A 15001-nucleotide genomic window follows, 5' to 3' on the forward strand; every position below is an offset into this window, starting at 1 on the left:
ATGCACCCATCGCGACGCATTGCTTCGTTGTCCGGCGCCTTGGCGCTCGCGGTGGCTCTGGTGCTGGCGGCCTATTGGCTGGGCGCGCGCAATGCGTCCGACAACATCCAGCTCAGTGGCGAGCGGCAATTGCAGATCATTGCCCTGGACCTGGAGGCGGTGCTGGACCGTTTTGACACTCTGCCGTATTCCGTGGCCCACCTGCCACTGGCCGCACAGTTGCTGGCCACACCCGACAAGCCGGTACTGCAAGCCGCCTTGAACGCCACGCTGCAAGACTTGGCACAGCAGGCCAAGGTGGCGGCCATCTACCTGATGGACGACAAGGGCCGCACCATATCGGCCAGCAACTGGGACACACCACAGAGCTACATGGGCCAAAACTTCGGTTTTCGGCCCTATTTTTACGATGCCATCCATGGCAAGCCCGGATACTTCTATGCCATTGGCAACACCACCAGCATCCCGGGTTACTTCATCTCGCAGGCGGTGTACCCGGCCGGCGTCAAGCGGGGTTCGGCTGCCCCCATAGGCGTGGTTGCCGTCAAGATCACGCTCGATACCTTCGAGCAGACCTGGCGCAGCAACGAAGACCCCATCGCACTGGCCGACAGCCATGGCGTGGTTTTTCTTAGCAACCGCGGTGCCTGGAACTACCACAGCCTGCGACCGCTGGAGCCGGCAGTACAGCGCGACATTGAGCAGACGCTGCAATACGTCGGCAAGACCATCGATCCCATTGCCGACCTGGCCAAAGCCGAGCGCGCGGGATTTGGCAACTACGTGGCCCGACCGGTGGGTCGGCTCGGCTGGCAGCTGATGCTTTTCCCGGCCCAGGCCAAGGTGGTACGGGCCGGCGTGCAGACAGCCGGTGTCACGCTGCTGCTCCTGGCCGTAGCGGCGGCCGTGGCCGCAGTGCAGCACCAGCGCAGGCGCCGCCTGGAAGAACGCAGTGCAGCCCAGCAGGCGCTGAAGCTGGCCGCCGACAACCTGGAGCAGAAAATCGCCCAACGCACGCAGGAACTGCTGTTGGCCAATGAACAACTGGCCACCAAGTACGACAAGCTGCAACAAACCGAAAACCTGCTGCGCTCCACCCGCAACGAGATGGTGCAGGCCGGCAAACTGGCCATGTTGGGCCAGATGGCGGCCGGCATCACCCACGAGCTGAACCAACCGCTGACGGCGATACGCGCCTTTGCCGACAATGCCAGCACCTACCTGTCGCGTGGTAACGCAGAGCAGGCCGACCACAACCTACGCCACATCAGTGCCGCGAGCGAGCGCATGGGCCACATCGTCGGCCAGCTCAAGGGCTTTGCCCGCAAGAGCCCGGAAGCGGTGACCGATGTCAACGTCAACCAGGCCATACAAGGGGCTGCACTGATGCTGGATGGCGAATTCAGCCGGCAGGCAGTGCAGCTGGATTTGCACATGCCCACCAGCCTGCATGTGCTGGGCGACACCGTGCGCGTGGAGCAGGTCTTGATCAACCTGATGCGCAATGCCTTGGACGCGGTGGAGACCGCCATCGAAAAAAGGGTGCAGGTGCTGCTGGAGGCGGACGCACAGTGCGTCACCATCCGCATACTGGACTCGGGCGGCGGCCTGCCAGCGGATGTGGTCAAGCACCTGTTTGAGCCCTTCTTCACCACCAAGGCTTCGGGCCATGGTTTGGGTCTGGGCTTGGCCATTTCCTCGTCGATTGTGCAGGCCATGAATGGCCAGCTGACAGCCCACAACCGCGCCGCTGGCGGTGCAGAATTTGTCGTGACGTTGCCCCGTAGCGCAGCCCCATCACGTTAAGCAAGGAAGCCCCCATGACCAAGCTCCACGCCATCCTGGTCGAAGACGAACATGCGGTGCGTCTTGCAACGACGCAAACCCTGGAATTGGGTGGTTTCAAGGTGCAGGCCTGCGCCAACGCCGAGCAGGCTTTCACGCTATTGGGCGCCGACTATGCCGGCATCCTGGTGACCGATGTGCGCCTGCCCAACGCATCGGGCCTGGACCTGCTGGCCCATGCCGTGCAGCTCGACGCCGACCTGCCGGTCATCATGGTCACCGGCCATGGCGACGTGGTGATGGCGGTGGACGCCATGCGCAACGGTGCCTACGACTTCATCGAAAAACCGTTTGCCGCAGACCGCTTGCTGGAGAGCTGCCTGCGCGCGCAGGAAAAACGCCGCCTGGTGCTGGAGAACCGCCAGCTCAAGAAGACCTGGGCGGCCCACCCCACGATGCCCGATCTGATCGGCCAATCACCGTCCATCGAGAAGCTGCGCCAGTTCATACAGAACATAGGCCCCACGCAGGCCGATGTACTGGTCAATGGTGCCACTGGTTGCGGCAAGGAGGTTGTAGCCCGCCAACTGCACCTGGCCAGTGGGCGCAAGGGCGAGTTTGTGGCCATCAACTGCGGCGCCCTGCCCGAGTCGATGTTTGAGAGCGAGATCTTTGGCAATGAGGCCGGAGCCTTTACCGGTGCGCAAAAGCGTCGCATCGGCAAGCTGGAATATGCCAACGGCGGCACGGTGTTCCTGGACGAGATCGAGAGCATGCCCATGGCCTTGCAGGTCAAGCTATTGCGCGTCTTGCAAGAGCGCCAACTGGAGCGCCTGGGCGGTAATGCCACCGTCGCACTGGACTGCCGCGTGATCGCGGCCACCAAGGTCGACCTGCGCCAACTCAACAGCGAGGGCAAGTTCCGCGAAGACCTGTACTACCGCCTGGGCGTAGTCAGTGTGGACCTGCCCAAGCTCAATGCTCGGCGCGAAGACATCCCTCTGCTGCTGGCCCACTTTGTACAGCGTGCAGCGCTGCGCTACCAAAAGCCGGTCCCCACCTGGACCGTGCAAGAGATGGCGCAATGGCAGCAACGCGACTGGCCCGGCAATGTGCGCGAGCTGCGCAACTTTGCCGACCAGTTGGTCCTCGGCGTGGCTGACATCGGGCTGCAGCACGCGGCAGCACGCGCCGTCACCGCAGCATCGGGCGACGACGGCCTGCCAGCTCGCGTGGACGCCTACGAGTCCTCGCTGATTGCTGCAGCCCTGCGCGCCAGTGCCTTCAATGTGGCTGCTGCTGCCGAGAGCCTGGGCATACCCAAGAAGACGCTGTACGACAAGCTCAAGAAACACAATATCCCGGTGGGCCGCCCCTAGACGCCCTTGGGCAAATGTGGATGGCCGCGCATGCGGATTTCGTGACAGCCTGGTGCCGGGTTTCTGAGCATCCAGACCCCATGCAACGCGCGCCACCCACATTCCCAGTAAAAACAAGTACTTAGCCTGCAGGCTGGTATGGCACAGAAGATGCGCAGTGGCTAAGCGACACAAAAAGCCACACCATAAGGAGACACGCGCATGTTGCAAATCCCACGCATCGCCACGCTATTGCTGGCAACACTGGGCTGGGTCGCCACGGCCCAAGCCGATATCCTGGTAGGACAAACCACGGCCATCACCGGCCCTGTGGCTGCTGCCGTCAAAGAGACCGGCGTTGGCGCCAAGCTCTATATCGACGCCATCAATGCCAAGGGCGGCATAGCGGGCGAACAGATCACGCTCATCACACTGGATGACCAATTCGACCCCAAGCTATCGGCCGTCAATGCCCGCACACTGGTGGAACAGCAGCAGGTTGTCGCCCTATTCATGACCCGCGGCACGCCCCACACCGAGGCGGTGATCCCGGTGCTGGAGCAATACGGCGTGCCCCTGGTTGCGCCGTCCACCGGCGCCATGGTCTTGCACACGCCGGTGCGCCGCTACGTATTCAATGTGAGGGCCACCTACCAGCGTGAAGCCGAACGGGCCGTCACCCACCTGGCCTCTATCGGCATACAGCGCATCGCCGTGCTGCACGTGGACGACAGCTTTGGCCTGGATGGCCTTCAGGGTGCGCAACGCGGTTTAGATGCCACCCATCTGCGGGCCGCGGTGGTCGCAAAGTTCGACCGCAGCAAGCCGGACTTTGCCAGTGCCATCCCGCTGCTGCGCCAGGCCCAGGCACAGGCCGCATTGATCATTGGCACCGGACCCGCCGTCGTTGCCGGTATCCGGGCCATCAAGGCCGATGGCCAGAAGATGCAATTCGTCACCCTGTCCAACAATGCGTCCGACGGCTTCATGCAGTTGCTGGGGACCGACGCGGCCGGTGTCATCGTGAGCCAGGTACTGCCCCAGTCGCTGAACGTGCCATTGGTCCGCGAGGCTACCCAGTTGGCCCGCGCACGCAACATCACCGAGGTGAGCCCTGCCATGCTGGAAGGCTTTGCATCGGCAAAAGTCCTGGTCGAGGCCTTGCGCCGCAGCGGTAGCAAGCCCACGCGGGAACGCCTGCAAGCGGCCCTGGAAGGCATGCACAAGTTTGACCTGGGTGGCATGGAGATCAGCTACAGCCCCGACAACCACACCGGCCTGGACTTTGCCGACCTCTCCATCGTCAGCGCCAGTAAGAAGTTCCGGCGTTGACGGCGACAATACGGCAACGCCCCCTCTACCCTACACAAAACCATGACAAGTACCGCCAACCACGAACTCAGCATGACCGTGCTGATGACACCCGACATGGCCAACTTCGCCGGTAATGTGCACGGCGGCACGGTCTTGAAGCTATTGGACCAGGTGGCCTACGCCTGCGCCAGCCGTTACGCAGCGCGCTATGTGGTGACGGTCAGCGTGGACCAGGTGATGTTCTTGCAGCCCATACACGTGGGCGAGCTGGTCACCTTCTTGGCCAGCATCAACCACACCGGTACTTCGTCCATGGAGGTAGGGGTCAAGGTGCTGGCGGAAAACATCCGCAGCCAACAGCAGCGCCATGTGAACAGCTGCTTCTTCACGATGGTGGCGGTGGACGACGAGCGCAAGCCCGTCGCAGTGCCACCACTGCAGCCCCAAGATGACCGCGCCAAGCGCCGCTACGAGCAAGCAGTGCTGCGCAAGGAGTTGCGACAAGAATTGGCGCGCCGCCTGCAGGCCATCAAGGCCATCCACTAGCCGAGAGCTCGCCTAGGACTGGCCCAGCAGGGCGTCCTTGAGTTTGAAGTCCACGGGCACGGGCCCCAGCCAGATCGACACAATCGCTTTGAAGAATTCGGGCTCCTTGAAGGGTTCACCCTGCACCTTGCCGCGAACCGTGACCACGGTGCCGGTTCCGGGAATCCACTCGATCAAGACCTTGTCGCCGACCGCCAGGGTTTTGTTGGCATTGAACACCTCGCTGACGCGTATCAGGCTGGACACCAGCTTGGAAATTTCGGCCTTGGGATAGTTGTCTTCAATGCCCCGCGTCAACGACTTGCCCATCAGGCCGGACGCTACCTCGCGCACCATGGTCAGGGTCACGCGTTTGGGTCCGGGCAGGGCTACCAGCTCGTCCAGCGAGCTGAATTTTTTGCTGGCGTGGATCTCGGTGACATTGATCTTGGAAAAGCCCTTGTAGCGCACGCCAGCGCCATTGAGTTCCAGTTTGCTGCCAGCCACGGTAATGGCCGATTCGACCACAACGCCAGCGATCTCCAGCGGGGCCGCCACCGCGCCGCAGCAAAGACCCATGGCCACCAGGCCGAGTACGAATTGGGAAAAGTGCCGCATGGTCTTACTTGGTCACGATGGCAAAGTTGCCGGGCGCCTTGTCGATCAGGCCGAAGAAGCGCACCAGATCGATCTTGCTGCCGCTGAGCTTGAGGTCGTCGCTGAGCAGCGTGTCCTTGACGCCTGCGGTACCGGCAATCATCTTGACGAAGATGTCCTTGGTCAGTGTCAGCGTGGCGTTGGCGTCGGGGGCTGCCTCTGCACGCTTGAAGTGCAACACGGCGTTCTCGATCCACAGTACATAGGTTTCCTTCAGATCGGTCAGCACCAGGTTGATCTTGAGGTCCTTGCCCTCGGCATCCGGGCCGTTCAAGCCTGCGGCCATGGCTTCCAGAAAGCGCTCAATCGGCGTTTGCAACAGCATCTCCATCAGCATGGCCTTGGATGCACCCTTGGCGGGCGGGCCGTTACGCAACTCTTGCGCTGCGGTCAGGTAAGAGTTGCGCCAAGTCGACGCCTCGGCCATGTAGCCCATCTGCTCGTAGGTCCTGGCCAACAACTCCTTGGCGGCCTTGCTCGATGGGTCGCCGAACACGGCGTGGTTCAACAGCTCAGCGGCCCAGCGGTAGTCGCCCTTGTCAAAGGCCGCCTGTGCGGCCGACACCGCCTTGTCGGCACCGCCCAATAGCTCCAGGTAGCGTTTGGCGGACTCTTGCGGCGGCAATGGGTTCAGGTTGGCCGGGTTGCCATCGTAGGCGCCGATGTAGAACTGGTACACCGCCTTCACGTTGTGGCGCAGGTCGCCGTAGTAGCCGCGCGCGCCGAAGTAGTCCGACAATGACTTGGGCAGCTTGACCGCATCGGCAATTTCACGCGGCGTGTAGCCTGCATTGATCAAGCGCACCGTCTGGTCATGCGTGTACTTGTATACGTCGCGGTGCATGGTGATGAGCTTCTGGATATTGGCGTGCCCCCACACCGGCCAGTTGTGCGAGCCAATATAGATGTCCGCATCCTGGACCTGCTCCAGCGCCTGGTCCATGTAGTTGGACCAGCGCAAGGCATCACGCACCTTGGCACCGCGCACCGGCAACAGGTTGTGCATGGTCTGGGCCAGGTTCTCGGCACCGTCGTACAGCTTTTTGCTGGGGATGCTGAAGGTCAGCTCTGCAGGGCACTCGGCACCCGGCACGTTGTGAAAGACAAAATCCACGCCGTCCAGTTGCAGGGCCTGTGCGGGCTGCTCGATCAGGCGGTTGGGCGGCAGGATGCCAATGGTGCCGTAGGCCACGTCCTTGCCCAGGCCAGTATCCACATTGCCCTTGGCCGAGCGTGGTAGGTCGCGCCCGAACTGGTACAGCGAGCGGCGCGCCATGCCGGTACCCACCAGCACATTTTCACTGGTCGCCTCTTCCAGGAAGCCGGCCGATGCCACGATGGGCAGTTTGCGCTCGGCCACTTCCTGCGGCGTGACGATACCCAGCACACCGCCAAAATGGTCGGCATGGGCATGGGTCAGCACAATGGCCGACACCGGCTTGTCGCCCAGGTGCTGGCGCGCAAAGGCCAGGGCCGCGCTGGAGGTCTCGCGCGCGGTCAGCGGGTCCACCACGATCCAGCCGGTCTTGCCTTCGATCAGCGTCATGTTGGCGATGTCGAAGCCGCGCAGTTGGTAGACACCGTCGGTGACCTTGAACAGGCCGATATTGGCATTGAGCTGGGCATGGCGCCACAGGCTGGGGTTGACCGTCTCGGGCGCCTTATCGGCCAGGAAGTTGTAGGCGTCGAAGTCCTTGAGCACCGTGCCATCCGCCAATGTGATCTTGCCGGTGGGCTTGGCCATGAAGCCGCGCTTGGCGTCTTCAAAGTCTTGCGGATCGTCCAGCTTCAGGCTCTGCGCAAATTGCGCGTTGACCTTCAGCGTTTCAGGGCTGGCATCGCCGGCGGTGCCGCCAATGCCGGTGCTTTTGCCGCAGCCAGCCAAGGTGAGCAAGGCTGCCAGTATGGCTGTATTGCGTTGCGTGGTATTCATGGGTGTTGTCTCCTCGGGATCTTTTATAGGTTCAGTGCGTGGCGCGAATCAGGTCTGCCGCCTTTTCGCCAATCATGATGGATGGCGCATTGGTGTTGCCGCCAATCAGTGTGGGCATGATGGATGCATCCGCCACCCGCAGGCCGGCTATGCCCTTGACGCGCAGCTGCGCATCGACCACCGCCATGGGGTCCGTGTCCGGCCCCATCTTGCAAGTGCCTACCGGGTGGTACTGGGTATCGGCGCGGTTGCGGATGTCCGCCGCCATGGCCTTGGCATCGTCCGCCCGCACCGGGTACAACATTTTGCCGCGCACGGCGTCGAAGGCACTGGACTCCATGATGCGCTGCTGCATCTGGCCACCAGCGACCAGTAGTTGCAGATCGCGCTCATCCGACAGAAAGCAGGGGTCTATGACCGGCGCTACTCGCGGGTCAGCACTGGCCAGGCCCACGGTGCCTCGGCTGTAGGGGCGCAGCACATCCACATGGCAGGAAATGCCATGGCCCAGGTGCGGCTTGCGCGCGTGGTCGTCCACCAGCGCAAGCACAAACACCAACTGCAAGTCCGGCACATCGGCAGCAGGTGTGGATTTGAAGAATGCGCCAGCCGATGCAATGGTGCTGGTGACCATGCCGCTGCGCTGCTTGCGCCATTCGCCTATCGCACCCATGACCTTGCCGGTTCCGCGTAGCGAGACACCAAAGGACGCGGTGTCGCTGGGTACGCGCCAGCTCTGCACGTAATCGATATGGTCCTGCAGGTTCTTGCCTACGCCCGGCAGATCGTGCACGGTGGCAATACCGGCAGTGCGCAGCTCGGCGGCAGCCCCGATGCCTGAGAGCATCAGCACCTGCGGTGAACCAAAGGCACCCGCCGACAGCACCACCTCGCGGCGCGCGCGCACCGTCTGCAATTGCTTGCCCTGGTAGAACTGCACACCCGTGGCGCGCCGGCCCTGCACGTCAATTTTGGCCGTCACGGCATGGGTGACGACCTTGAGGTTGGGGCGGTTCAAGTTGGGGGTCAGATAGCCCTTGGCCGCGCTGCAGCGCTCGCCATTCTTATGGGTCACCTGGTACAAAAAGGCGCCTTCCTGGTTGGCGCCGTTGTAGTCCGGGTTCAGGGGAATGCCGTTTTGCGCCGACGCATCCAGAAACATCTGACTCAAGGGACTGTCGTAACGCGGGTAGGTCACATTGAGCGGACCGCCCTGGCCATGGAAGGCATCGTTCATCTGCTCATTGTTCTCCGCGCGTTTGAACAGCGGCAAGACCTCGTCGTAGGCCCACCCGGGGTTTCCGAGGCTCGCCCAATGGTCATAGTCCCACCGGTTGCCACGCACATAGAGCATGGCATTGATGGAGCTGGAGCCGCCCAGCGTCTTGCCGCGTGGCTGGTAGCCCTTGCGGCCATTCAAGCCGGGCTGGGGTACGGTTTCGTAGCCATAGTTATTGATCTTGGTGGGCACCATGGCCACCACGCCAGCCGGCGCGTGGACCAGTACGCTGCTGTCCGGCCCCCCCGCTTCCAGCAGGCATACCGATACGCGGGGGTCTTCGCTGAGGCGCGCGGCCACCACGCAGCCCGCAGAGCCAGCGCCCACCACCACATAGTCAAACTCCATGACGTCCATCCAGATCTCCGCTTCTTGTAGGAAGCGCGATTGTGGAATCGCCACTAAAATCCGTCCAATGCATTCGATTGAGAAAATCCATGCAGTGGTTGCATTGGAGTTTTGGGGAAGCCCGTATGGAAATTCGACGACTCAAGCACCTGGTTGCCCTGGCCGACACCCGCAATTTTGGCCGCGCGGCGCTGCAGTGCCACCTGAGCCAACCAGCCTTCAGCCGCAGCATCCAGGCCGCCGAAGAAGAGCTGGGCCTGCAGTTGTTTGACCGCGGCTCCACCGAAGTGCATTGCACGGATGCCGGCGCCTTTGTCGTGGAGCGCGCCCGCAAGCTGGTCTTTGACAGCCGCTGCCTGGAGCGCGACGTGAGCCTGTACCGCGAACGTCTGATCGGTGACATCGCCATCGGCGTGGGGCCTTACCCCGCCGCCACGATGGTGCCGGCACTGCTGACGGACATGCGCAAGCGCTTTCCCGGCGTCAATGCGCGGGTAGAAGTGAACAATGCCAACTACCTGGCCGAGCATTTGCGCGCCGAGGAGTTGGATTTTTATGTGGCTGACCTGCGCAATATTCCAGAGAGTTCTGACTTCACCATACGGCGCATTGGCCAGCTATCCGCCAGCTTTTACGTTCGCCAAGGCCACCCTCTGCTGGCCACGCCATCGGTCAAAGGGCGAGCCCTGCTGCCATATGGATTGGCCAGTGTGCGCATACCGGACAAGATTCTGTTTCTATTGGCGCCCCTGATGGGACTGCCGCAAGGCGTGCGCCTGCCTCTGTCTATTGAATGCGACGATCTGAATCTGCTCAAAAGCGTTGCTATGGGCACAGACACGGTGCTGGCCTGCGCCGACGCCGGGGCACTTGAAGAAGTAGCCTCCGGCAGGTTGGTGCGCCTGGTGACTTCCGATCTTCCCATTCAGTACTCCGACATGGGGGCCGTATCACTCAAAGGGCGCAGCTACTCGCCGATGGCACAGTACGCTGTGGACTTCCTGGCGCTGCTGGGGCTACAGCAACCCAGGCCATCGAAGCGAGTAGCTTTGCAACTTACGGATTTTTAATGACGTCGGCGGCCAATTCCTTGGCGCTCTTGACCAATTCCTTGACATCGCCCGCGCGTTTTTCTACTTTGCCTTCCTCCTGCTTTTGCAAGCCCTTGAGCTGTTGCGAGGTACTCCCAACCAGCTTGCCGGCTTCCTCCTGCACTTTGCCGGCAATATTCTTGGCAGTGCCCTTGACTTGGTCTTTGTTCATGGTGTGATTCCTTAAAAATCGAATGGTGTGGAACAACTGTGAGCCAATCTCTGACCTACAAACCCATGGTATGGAATACCACTTGTGACATCAGTGCGCTGGCGCACGCATTGCGCTGAACGCCAGGCACGAAGATTCCGTGGCGGATGACCCAGACTGCTGCACCTGTGTCTGCAGGCGCACAGATGAATGCTCGACACATCCCTAAGCTGGCTTTGTGTGTAGTCGGAAGGCGCACATTTTTGTACTCTTTTCAACACTCTTAAGGATATGGACCATGAACACAGACCAAGCCAAAGGCGCGATCAAAAATGCCGCGGGCAAAGTGCAGACGGAAGCCGGCAAACTGACCGGTAGCAAGGAGATGCAAGCCAAGGGCCTGAAGAACCAGGTCGTGGGAAAGGCACAAAAAAGCTTGGGCGATGCCAAGGAAGCCGTGAAGAATGCAGTGAACAAGCGCTAACAAGTCTTTCTAGGTCCGTGGGCCTCCATGCAAACCAAGAACCGTCACGTGCAGGCATGCATGTGGCGGTATCAGGCCCGGCCTCCAACCACAACAGCAACCGTGTATTGCGCCGAATTTCAAAAGACAGGAGAACCCCATGGACAAAGCCAATCCGCCGGAATCATTTGGGGTGTTCAAGCCCATTGACCATACGGTCATGGCATTCAAGTCCGCTACAGACTTGAATGCCGCCGCGGCCACACTCGCAGGGTGCGGGTTTGCTGAAGAAGCTCTGGTCACCTATGCCCCACAGGAGATGGCGCAGCTGGCCCGCTCTGAGCGCCACGCGGCCAGCGCCTTGGCGGCATTCGGCTACGAACTCGAATTGGTGGATACCCATCTTGCACTGGCGGAAAGCGGCTGCAGCTTTCTTGTCGTACACGCTCCACAAGAAGAGCAGTTGGCGCAAGTGGCCGACGCGGCACGTCTGCACCGGGCTGTCTCTGCACAGCACTATGGCCGCTTCATGATCCAGGACTTGATCGACCAAACTGCACCGAATGCACCCAGGCCAGACACGCCAAGCCCTGTGCGCTAGGCCGTCCACAGCCCTACCGCTTACAGCCAGTATTCCATAGTGCGCGCGGCCCATTCTTTCAAGCGATCCGAGAGTGGACGTTGTGCCCAGCGCTCAGCTATCACTTCCACAGAGTAGCGCAAATCCTCTTCAAATGCGGACTCCAAGGCCTGGGAAAATTCATCGTCCACGACCACGGCGTTGAGTTCATAGTTGTGTAGAAAACTGCGTGTATCGATATTGGTGGAGCCCACTGTGGACCACAACCGATCAATCACTGCCGTCTTGGCATGCAACACGGAGATTTGCAACTCATAGACCCGTATCCCGCTCTTGAGCATCTCGGTATAGAACGAGCGTCCGGCATGGAACACCAAGCCACTGTCCGTGACGCTCGGCAAGACAATCTTGACATCTACCCCTCGGCGTGCGGCGTTGGTCAAGGCCCGCAACACCTGCACATCGGGAACGAAATAGGCGCAGGTGATGTGCACCGATTTCACTGCCGTGTCGATCGCCAAAATATAGGACGCGTAAATATCATGGTCCTTTCCGGGTGAACTGGCCAGTACGCGAACCAGCTTGTTGCCGGCGTTGCCCAGTGGCGGAAAGAAATTGCTGTCGCTCAATTCCGGTGCCGACTGATTGGCCCAGTTGTTCAAGAACTCCCATTGCAGGGCTGCTACTGCGGGGCCTTCAATGCGTATGTGGGTATCGCGCCACCCGACCTCCTTCTCTGCGCTGCTGGACTTGGAGCGAAATAGAGAGCTGTTGGCGTAGGCGCTGCTGATATTGACGCCACCCGTAAACGCCACCTGCCCGTCCACCACCAGGAGCTTTCTATGGTCGCGGTTATTCGGCGACCAGGGACCGACGCGCTTTAGCGGGTTGACCGGATTGAACGCCACCAGGCGGATACCGGCTTCGCGCATCTTGTCAAAAAAAGCCTGGGGCGTGCCAATCGTGCCAACCGCGTCATAGATGACATGGACTTGCACGCCGCTGCGTTGTCTCGCCATGAGCAGATCCGCAAACTGCAGCCCAATCTCATCCTGGTCGAATATGTAGGTCTCCAGATTGATGTGGTCTCTCGCGGCCACTATGGCCTGCATCATCGACGCCATGGTCTGGGGGCCGTCGTAGAGCAATGTCACCTTGTTGCCTGCAATGAGTGGCTTCCCGGTCGCCAACTCCTCGAGCGAGGCCAAAGCCTTGGCGTCGGCAAAGGAATTCTTCCAGCGCTTGACCAGCAGCGCATTGCCAGCCTTCTGGCTCAGCGTACCCTGGGAGTTGGTGACCGTGGGGCCATTGGCGGTCGGCACCACGTCCTTGAGATAGCTCACGTCCGGCAAGGTGGCGCACGCAGAAAAGAGCAGGCACAGCGCGACCACGCCGGCCAGGCGCCAGGGTCGCATGATCGTGGATGTGCACCGACGTGTTGTCATGGCCTGCCCAATCGTTGGATGCGGACACCTCGCGGCAAAACACCGCATCACCCAAGCGCCTTTGCTTTCACGCAGTAGGCGGACTAGCTACGAGGCTCGCCTTGGGCATTGACGGGAATCGTCGCCCCGGGAGGGGATGTCATCTGAACGCGATGCTCTATGCCGCGGAAGTTGTAAGACACATCCCAAAACGCTGGGGCCCCGCCACTGGGGCGTGTGGCACACTTTTGCACATCGCGCGTCGTGGCGGGTGTACCGGAGTTGTTGCGCCCCACGTTGGCACCGACAGCAGCTCCAGCCACTGCACCCCCTACCGTGGCAATGTCCTTGCCAGTTCCACCACCGACCTGGTGGCCAAGAATGCCGCCGACCAGCGCCCCCAAAACCGCTCCACCCACATTGGGTTCACCGCGGGTTGCCGCCACTTCCTCGCGCTCTACCCAGCAGCGCTGCTCAGGTGGTCCCACCACAGCACGTACTGATGTGACATTGGCATCAAAGATGCGCTCCTCATCACGCCGGCGATTGTCATAGACGGGCACGGGTGCGGGGGCATAGCGACGGTCCTCGACGCGCATGTTCCAGTCCAGCGCGCGCACGGAAGAAATGCGGTCATTCATGCCCATCGCTGCCAGGGACGGGTAACGCCCCGGGTTCAGCACCATGCACTGTCCATTGAAACGGCTGTTCTCGCAAACCTCCCAACGTTGACCCAGGACGATGACGGAAGAAGCACGGTCATTGAAGCCCGTGCGCGAAAAGTCCTCCACCGGTCGGTCGGCCGAGAAAGTGCGACCCTGGAAATTTTCACCTTCATAGAAGGTGACCTGTGAAGGCAACGGTGCGGGGGCCAGTCGATCGGCAATGTCACGCCCATCGCGATCCACCGGTTTGACCGACGAGACGCGGTCGTTCAATCCCATGGCACCCAAGGATGGGTAATGTCCGGGTCGCAGGATCATGCAGCGGCCACCGAAGCGGGCATCCTCACAGACCTCCCAACGGGCGTCGCGATCACCTCCAACAATGACGGAAGATGCACGGTCATTGAAGCCAAAGCGCTGCAGATTGCCGATCTGCCTGTCGCTTGTAAATGAACGCCCTTGGAAATTTTCGCGCTCAAAGAAAGTCACTTCCGCGAACGCCTGGCTGGCAATCAGCGCCGCTACAGCTGTTGCGGTCAGTCTATAAATGGATTTCATCGAAGGCTCCTGTTGTTGTCGATAAACCCGAGCCTACGCACGCGCCCATTGCCCGTCCGTTCGGTGACGAACACAAGCCCCTGTTTATGGGTCCTTCGAGCTCTATGTGGGATAGCGCACAGTAGGGCATGCTTGCCTTCCTATACTTCCTACGCGCTTGGCGAGTTACCGCGCTGTGGACACCATGGACGGGCCCAAGTCCTGGAAGGGCCCCAACGGCCTGGTGGTGACATCCAACTCGTCCACCCGGGGCTGACCGCCCCAGGAGCGGTAGACCACCGTGTCGTTGACATACAAAATCAACGCGTTGAACCGCCAGCCGGTGGTTTCGGTGCGTTGCCGGTAGTTGATGAAGTCAGCAAAGAATCCACCTGTCCTTTTCTTTTGGATCTTCGAGGCCGTAATGTCCAGACCATTGCAGGCATCACGCGCCTCCAGGCAAGCGACGATACCCGGCTCCAGATCCTCCCGCTTCAAGATGCCAGACGGCACCAACAAACGCACGATGTCCGAGTGGGTCAGTATCTTGGCATTGGGTTGCTTCGCGAAGTCCAGGCCGTTTTTCTCCAGCGTGGCTTTGGTGCTCTGCATGGGAACGAGGGCCGCCACCGCGCTACGGGCCTCCTCATAACTCTGGAATGCGGATGCATCGGAATGGCTGACCGGCAGCATAGAGGAGCACCCGCTCGCCATAGCAACCAAGACTAGCAGATAGGCAGATTTCAACATCATTTGCGTGCTCCTCTTGGTGTTTGTGCACACGGTAGTCGGCAGCCCGTCCCTGGTCTGTTCGGCATGGCACACAGAAGGGGCTTCCGCCATGGGTTCGTCACCGCACCGACACGCGGCGATGCGCCCCTTATTGTTGCG

The 15001-nt window shown here is 61.0% G+C and carries 14 protein-coding genes; 7 read left to right on the forward strand and 7 right to left on the reverse strand.

Features of this window, described 5'->3' with window-relative positions; all coding sequences use genetic code 11:
- The 4 genes from AC07OO_RS07400 to AC07OO_RS07415 all read left to right on the forward strand — a co-directional run bounded on the left by AC07OO_RS07400 (nt 1) and on the right by AC07OO_RS07415 (nt 5003).
- On the forward strand, nt 1-1806 hold the full coding sequence (locus AC07OO_RS07400; protein WP_495081404.1) for a sensor histidine kinase: 1806 nt from the start codon (nt 1-3) through the stop codon (nt 1804-1806).
- A gap of 14 nt (nt 1807-1820) precedes the next feature.
- Nucleotides 1821-3164 (forward strand): sigma-54-dependent transcriptional regulator, encoded by a 1344-nt coding sequence (locus tag AC07OO_RS07405; RefSeq protein ID WP_495081405.1) that lies wholly within the window; start codon nt 1821-1823, stop codon nt 3162-3164.
- Between the two features lie 201 nt (nt 3165-3365).
- On the forward strand, nt 3366-4475 hold the full coding sequence (locus AC07OO_RS07410) for an ABC transporter substrate-binding protein (RefSeq protein ID WP_495081406.1): 1110 nt from the start codon (nt 3366-3368) through the stop codon (nt 4473-4475).
- 42 nt (nt 4476-4517) lie between these two features.
- Complete coding sequence (locus AC07OO_RS07415; protein ID WP_495081407.1) at nt 4518-5003, forward strand: acyl-CoA thioesterase; 486 nt, start codon at nt 4518-4520, stop codon at nt 5001-5003.
- 12 nt (nt 5004-5015) lie between these two features.
- Here AC07OO_RS07415 and AC07OO_RS07420 read toward each other — a convergent pair whose 3' ends face one another.
- Genes AC07OO_RS07420 through AC07OO_RS07430 form a run of 3 tightly spaced genes read right to left on the reverse strand, consistent with a single transcriptional unit; the run spans nt 5016 to nt 9208 of the window.
- Nucleotides 5016-5600, reverse strand: a complete 585-nt coding sequence (locus tag AC07OO_RS07420; protein WP_495081408.1) for a chalcone isomerase family protein — start codon at nt 5598-5600, stop codon at nt 5016-5018.
- A 4-nt stretch (nt 5601-5604) separates the two neighbouring features.
- The gene (locus AC07OO_RS07425; protein WP_495081409.1) at nt 5605-7572 is read right to left on the reverse strand and encodes an alkyl/aryl-sulfatase; all 1968 of its coding nucleotides are present in this window, start codon (nt 7570-7572) and stop codon (nt 5605-5607) included.
- 31 nt (nt 7573-7603) lie between these two features.
- The gene (locus tag AC07OO_RS07430; RefSeq protein WP_495081791.1) at nt 7604-9208 is read right to left on the reverse strand and encodes a GMC family oxidoreductase; all 1605 of its coding nucleotides are present in this window, start codon (nt 9206-9208) and stop codon (nt 7604-7606) included.
- Nucleotides 9209-9324: 116 nt separating this feature from the next.
- On the opposite strand from AC07OO_RS07430, the gene AC07OO_RS07435 reads away from it, so the two are divergent.
- On the forward strand, nt 9325-10269 hold the full coding sequence (locus AC07OO_RS07435; RefSeq protein ID WP_495081410.1) for a LysR family transcriptional regulator: 945 nt from the start codon (nt 9325-9327) through the stop codon (nt 10267-10269).
- On the opposite strand, the gene AC07OO_RS07440 is transcribed toward AC07OO_RS07435, so the two are convergent.
- Complete coding sequence (locus AC07OO_RS07440; protein ID WP_495081411.1) at nt 10256-10462, reverse strand: CsbD family protein; 207 nt, start codon at nt 10460-10462, stop codon at nt 10256-10258. The two genes, AC07OO_RS07435 and AC07OO_RS07440, sit on opposite strands and share 14 nt — an antisense overlap.
- A gap of 277 nt (nt 10463-10739) precedes the next feature.
- Here AC07OO_RS07440 and AC07OO_RS07445 point away from each other — a divergent pair, with 277 nt between their 5' ends.
- Together AC07OO_RS07445 and AC07OO_RS07450 are read left to right on the forward strand one after the other, a co-directional pair.
- Entirely contained in the window at nt 10740-10925 is a 186-nt protein-coding gene (locus AC07OO_RS07445) for a CsbD family protein (RefSeq protein WP_495081412.1), read from the forward strand.
- Nucleotides 10926-11064: 139 nt separating this feature from the next.
- Nucleotides 11065-11505: a hypothetical protein gene (locus AC07OO_RS07450; protein WP_495081413.1), complete on the forward strand. Its 441-nt coding sequence runs from the start codon at nt 11065-11067 to the stop codon at nt 11503-11505.
- Between the two features lie 20 nt (nt 11506-11525).
- Here the strand turns inward: AC07OO_RS07450 and cls are convergent, their stop codons facing one another.
- From cls to AC07OO_RS07465, 3 genes are all read right to left on the reverse strand, one after another.
- Nucleotides 11526-12899 (reverse strand): cardiolipin synthase, encoded by a 1374-nt coding sequence (cls, locus tag AC07OO_RS07455; protein ID WP_495081414.1) that lies wholly within the window; start codon nt 12897-12899, stop codon nt 11526-11528.
- A 113-nt stretch (nt 12900-13012) separates the two neighbouring features.
- Complete coding sequence (locus AC07OO_RS07460) at nt 13013-14131, reverse strand: beta/gamma crystallin-related protein (RefSeq protein WP_495081415.1); 1119 nt, start codon at nt 14129-14131, stop codon at nt 13013-13015.
- Between the two features lie 165 nt (nt 14132-14296).
- Nucleotides 14297-14863: a hypothetical protein gene (locus tag AC07OO_RS07465; RefSeq protein ID WP_495081416.1), complete on the reverse strand. Its 567-nt coding sequence runs from the start codon at nt 14861-14863 to the stop codon at nt 14297-14299.
- Between the last annotated feature and the right edge of the window lie 138 nt (nt 14864-15001).

It is taken from the genome of Rhodoferax sp. GW821-FHT07G04 (assembly GCF_059418585.1).

Bases quoted from the DNA above. Each gene is read 5' to 3' on its own strand.
- AC07OO_RS07415 (WP_495081407.1), top strand. From the start codon at position 4,518: ATGACAAGTACCGCCAACCACGAACTCAGCATGACCGTGCTGATGACA.
- AC07OO_RS07410 (WP_495081406.1), top strand. From the start codon at position 3,366: ATGTTGCAAATCCCACGCATCGCCACGCTATTGCTGGCAACACTGGGC.
- AC07OO_RS07440 (WP_495081411.1), bottom strand. From the start codon at position 10,462: ATGAACAAAGACCAAGTCAAGGGCACTGCCAAGAATATTGCCGGCAAA.
- AC07OO_RS07465 (WP_495081416.1), bottom strand. From the start codon at position 14,863: ATGATGTTGAAATCTGCCTATCTGCTAGTCTTGGTTGCTATGGCGAGC.
- AC07OO_RS07400 (WP_495081404.1), top strand. From the start codon at position 1: ATGCACCCATCGCGACGCATTGCTTCGTTGTCCGGCGCCTTGGCGCTC.
- AC07OO_RS07450 (WP_495081413.1), top strand. From the start codon at position 11,065: ATGGACAAAGCCAATCCGCCGGAATCATTTGGGGTGTTCAAGCCCATT.
- AC07OO_RS07460 (WP_495081415.1), bottom strand. From the start codon at position 14,131: ATGAAATCCATTTATAGACTGACCGCAACAGCTGTAGCGGCGCTGATT.
- AC07OO_RS07425 (WP_495081409.1), bottom strand. From the start codon at position 7,572: ATGAATACCACGCAACGCAATACAGCCATACTGGCAGCCTTGCTCACC.
- AC07OO_RS07435 (WP_495081410.1), top strand. From the start codon at position 9,325: ATGGAAATTCGACGACTCAAGCACCTGGTTGCCCTGGCCGACACCCGC.
- AC07OO_RS07405 (WP_495081405.1), top strand. From the start codon at position 1,821: ATGACCAAGCTCCACGCCATCCTGGTCGAAGACGAACATGCGGTGCGT.
- AC07OO_RS07420 (WP_495081408.1), bottom strand. From the start codon at position 5,600: ATGCGGCACTTTTCCCAATTCGTACTCGGCCTGGTGGCCATGGGTCTT.
- AC07OO_RS07445 (WP_495081412.1), top strand. From the start codon at position 10,740: ATGAACACAGACCAAGCCAAAGGCGCGATCAAAAATGCCGCGGGCAAA.
- AC07OO_RS07430 (WP_495081791.1), bottom strand. From the start codon at position 9,208: ATGGACGTCATGGAGTTTGACTATGTGGTGGTGGGCGCTGGCTCTGCG.
- cls (WP_495081414.1), bottom strand. From the start codon at position 12,899: ATGCGACCCTGGCGCCTGGCCGGCGTGGTCGCGCTGTGCCTGCTCTTT.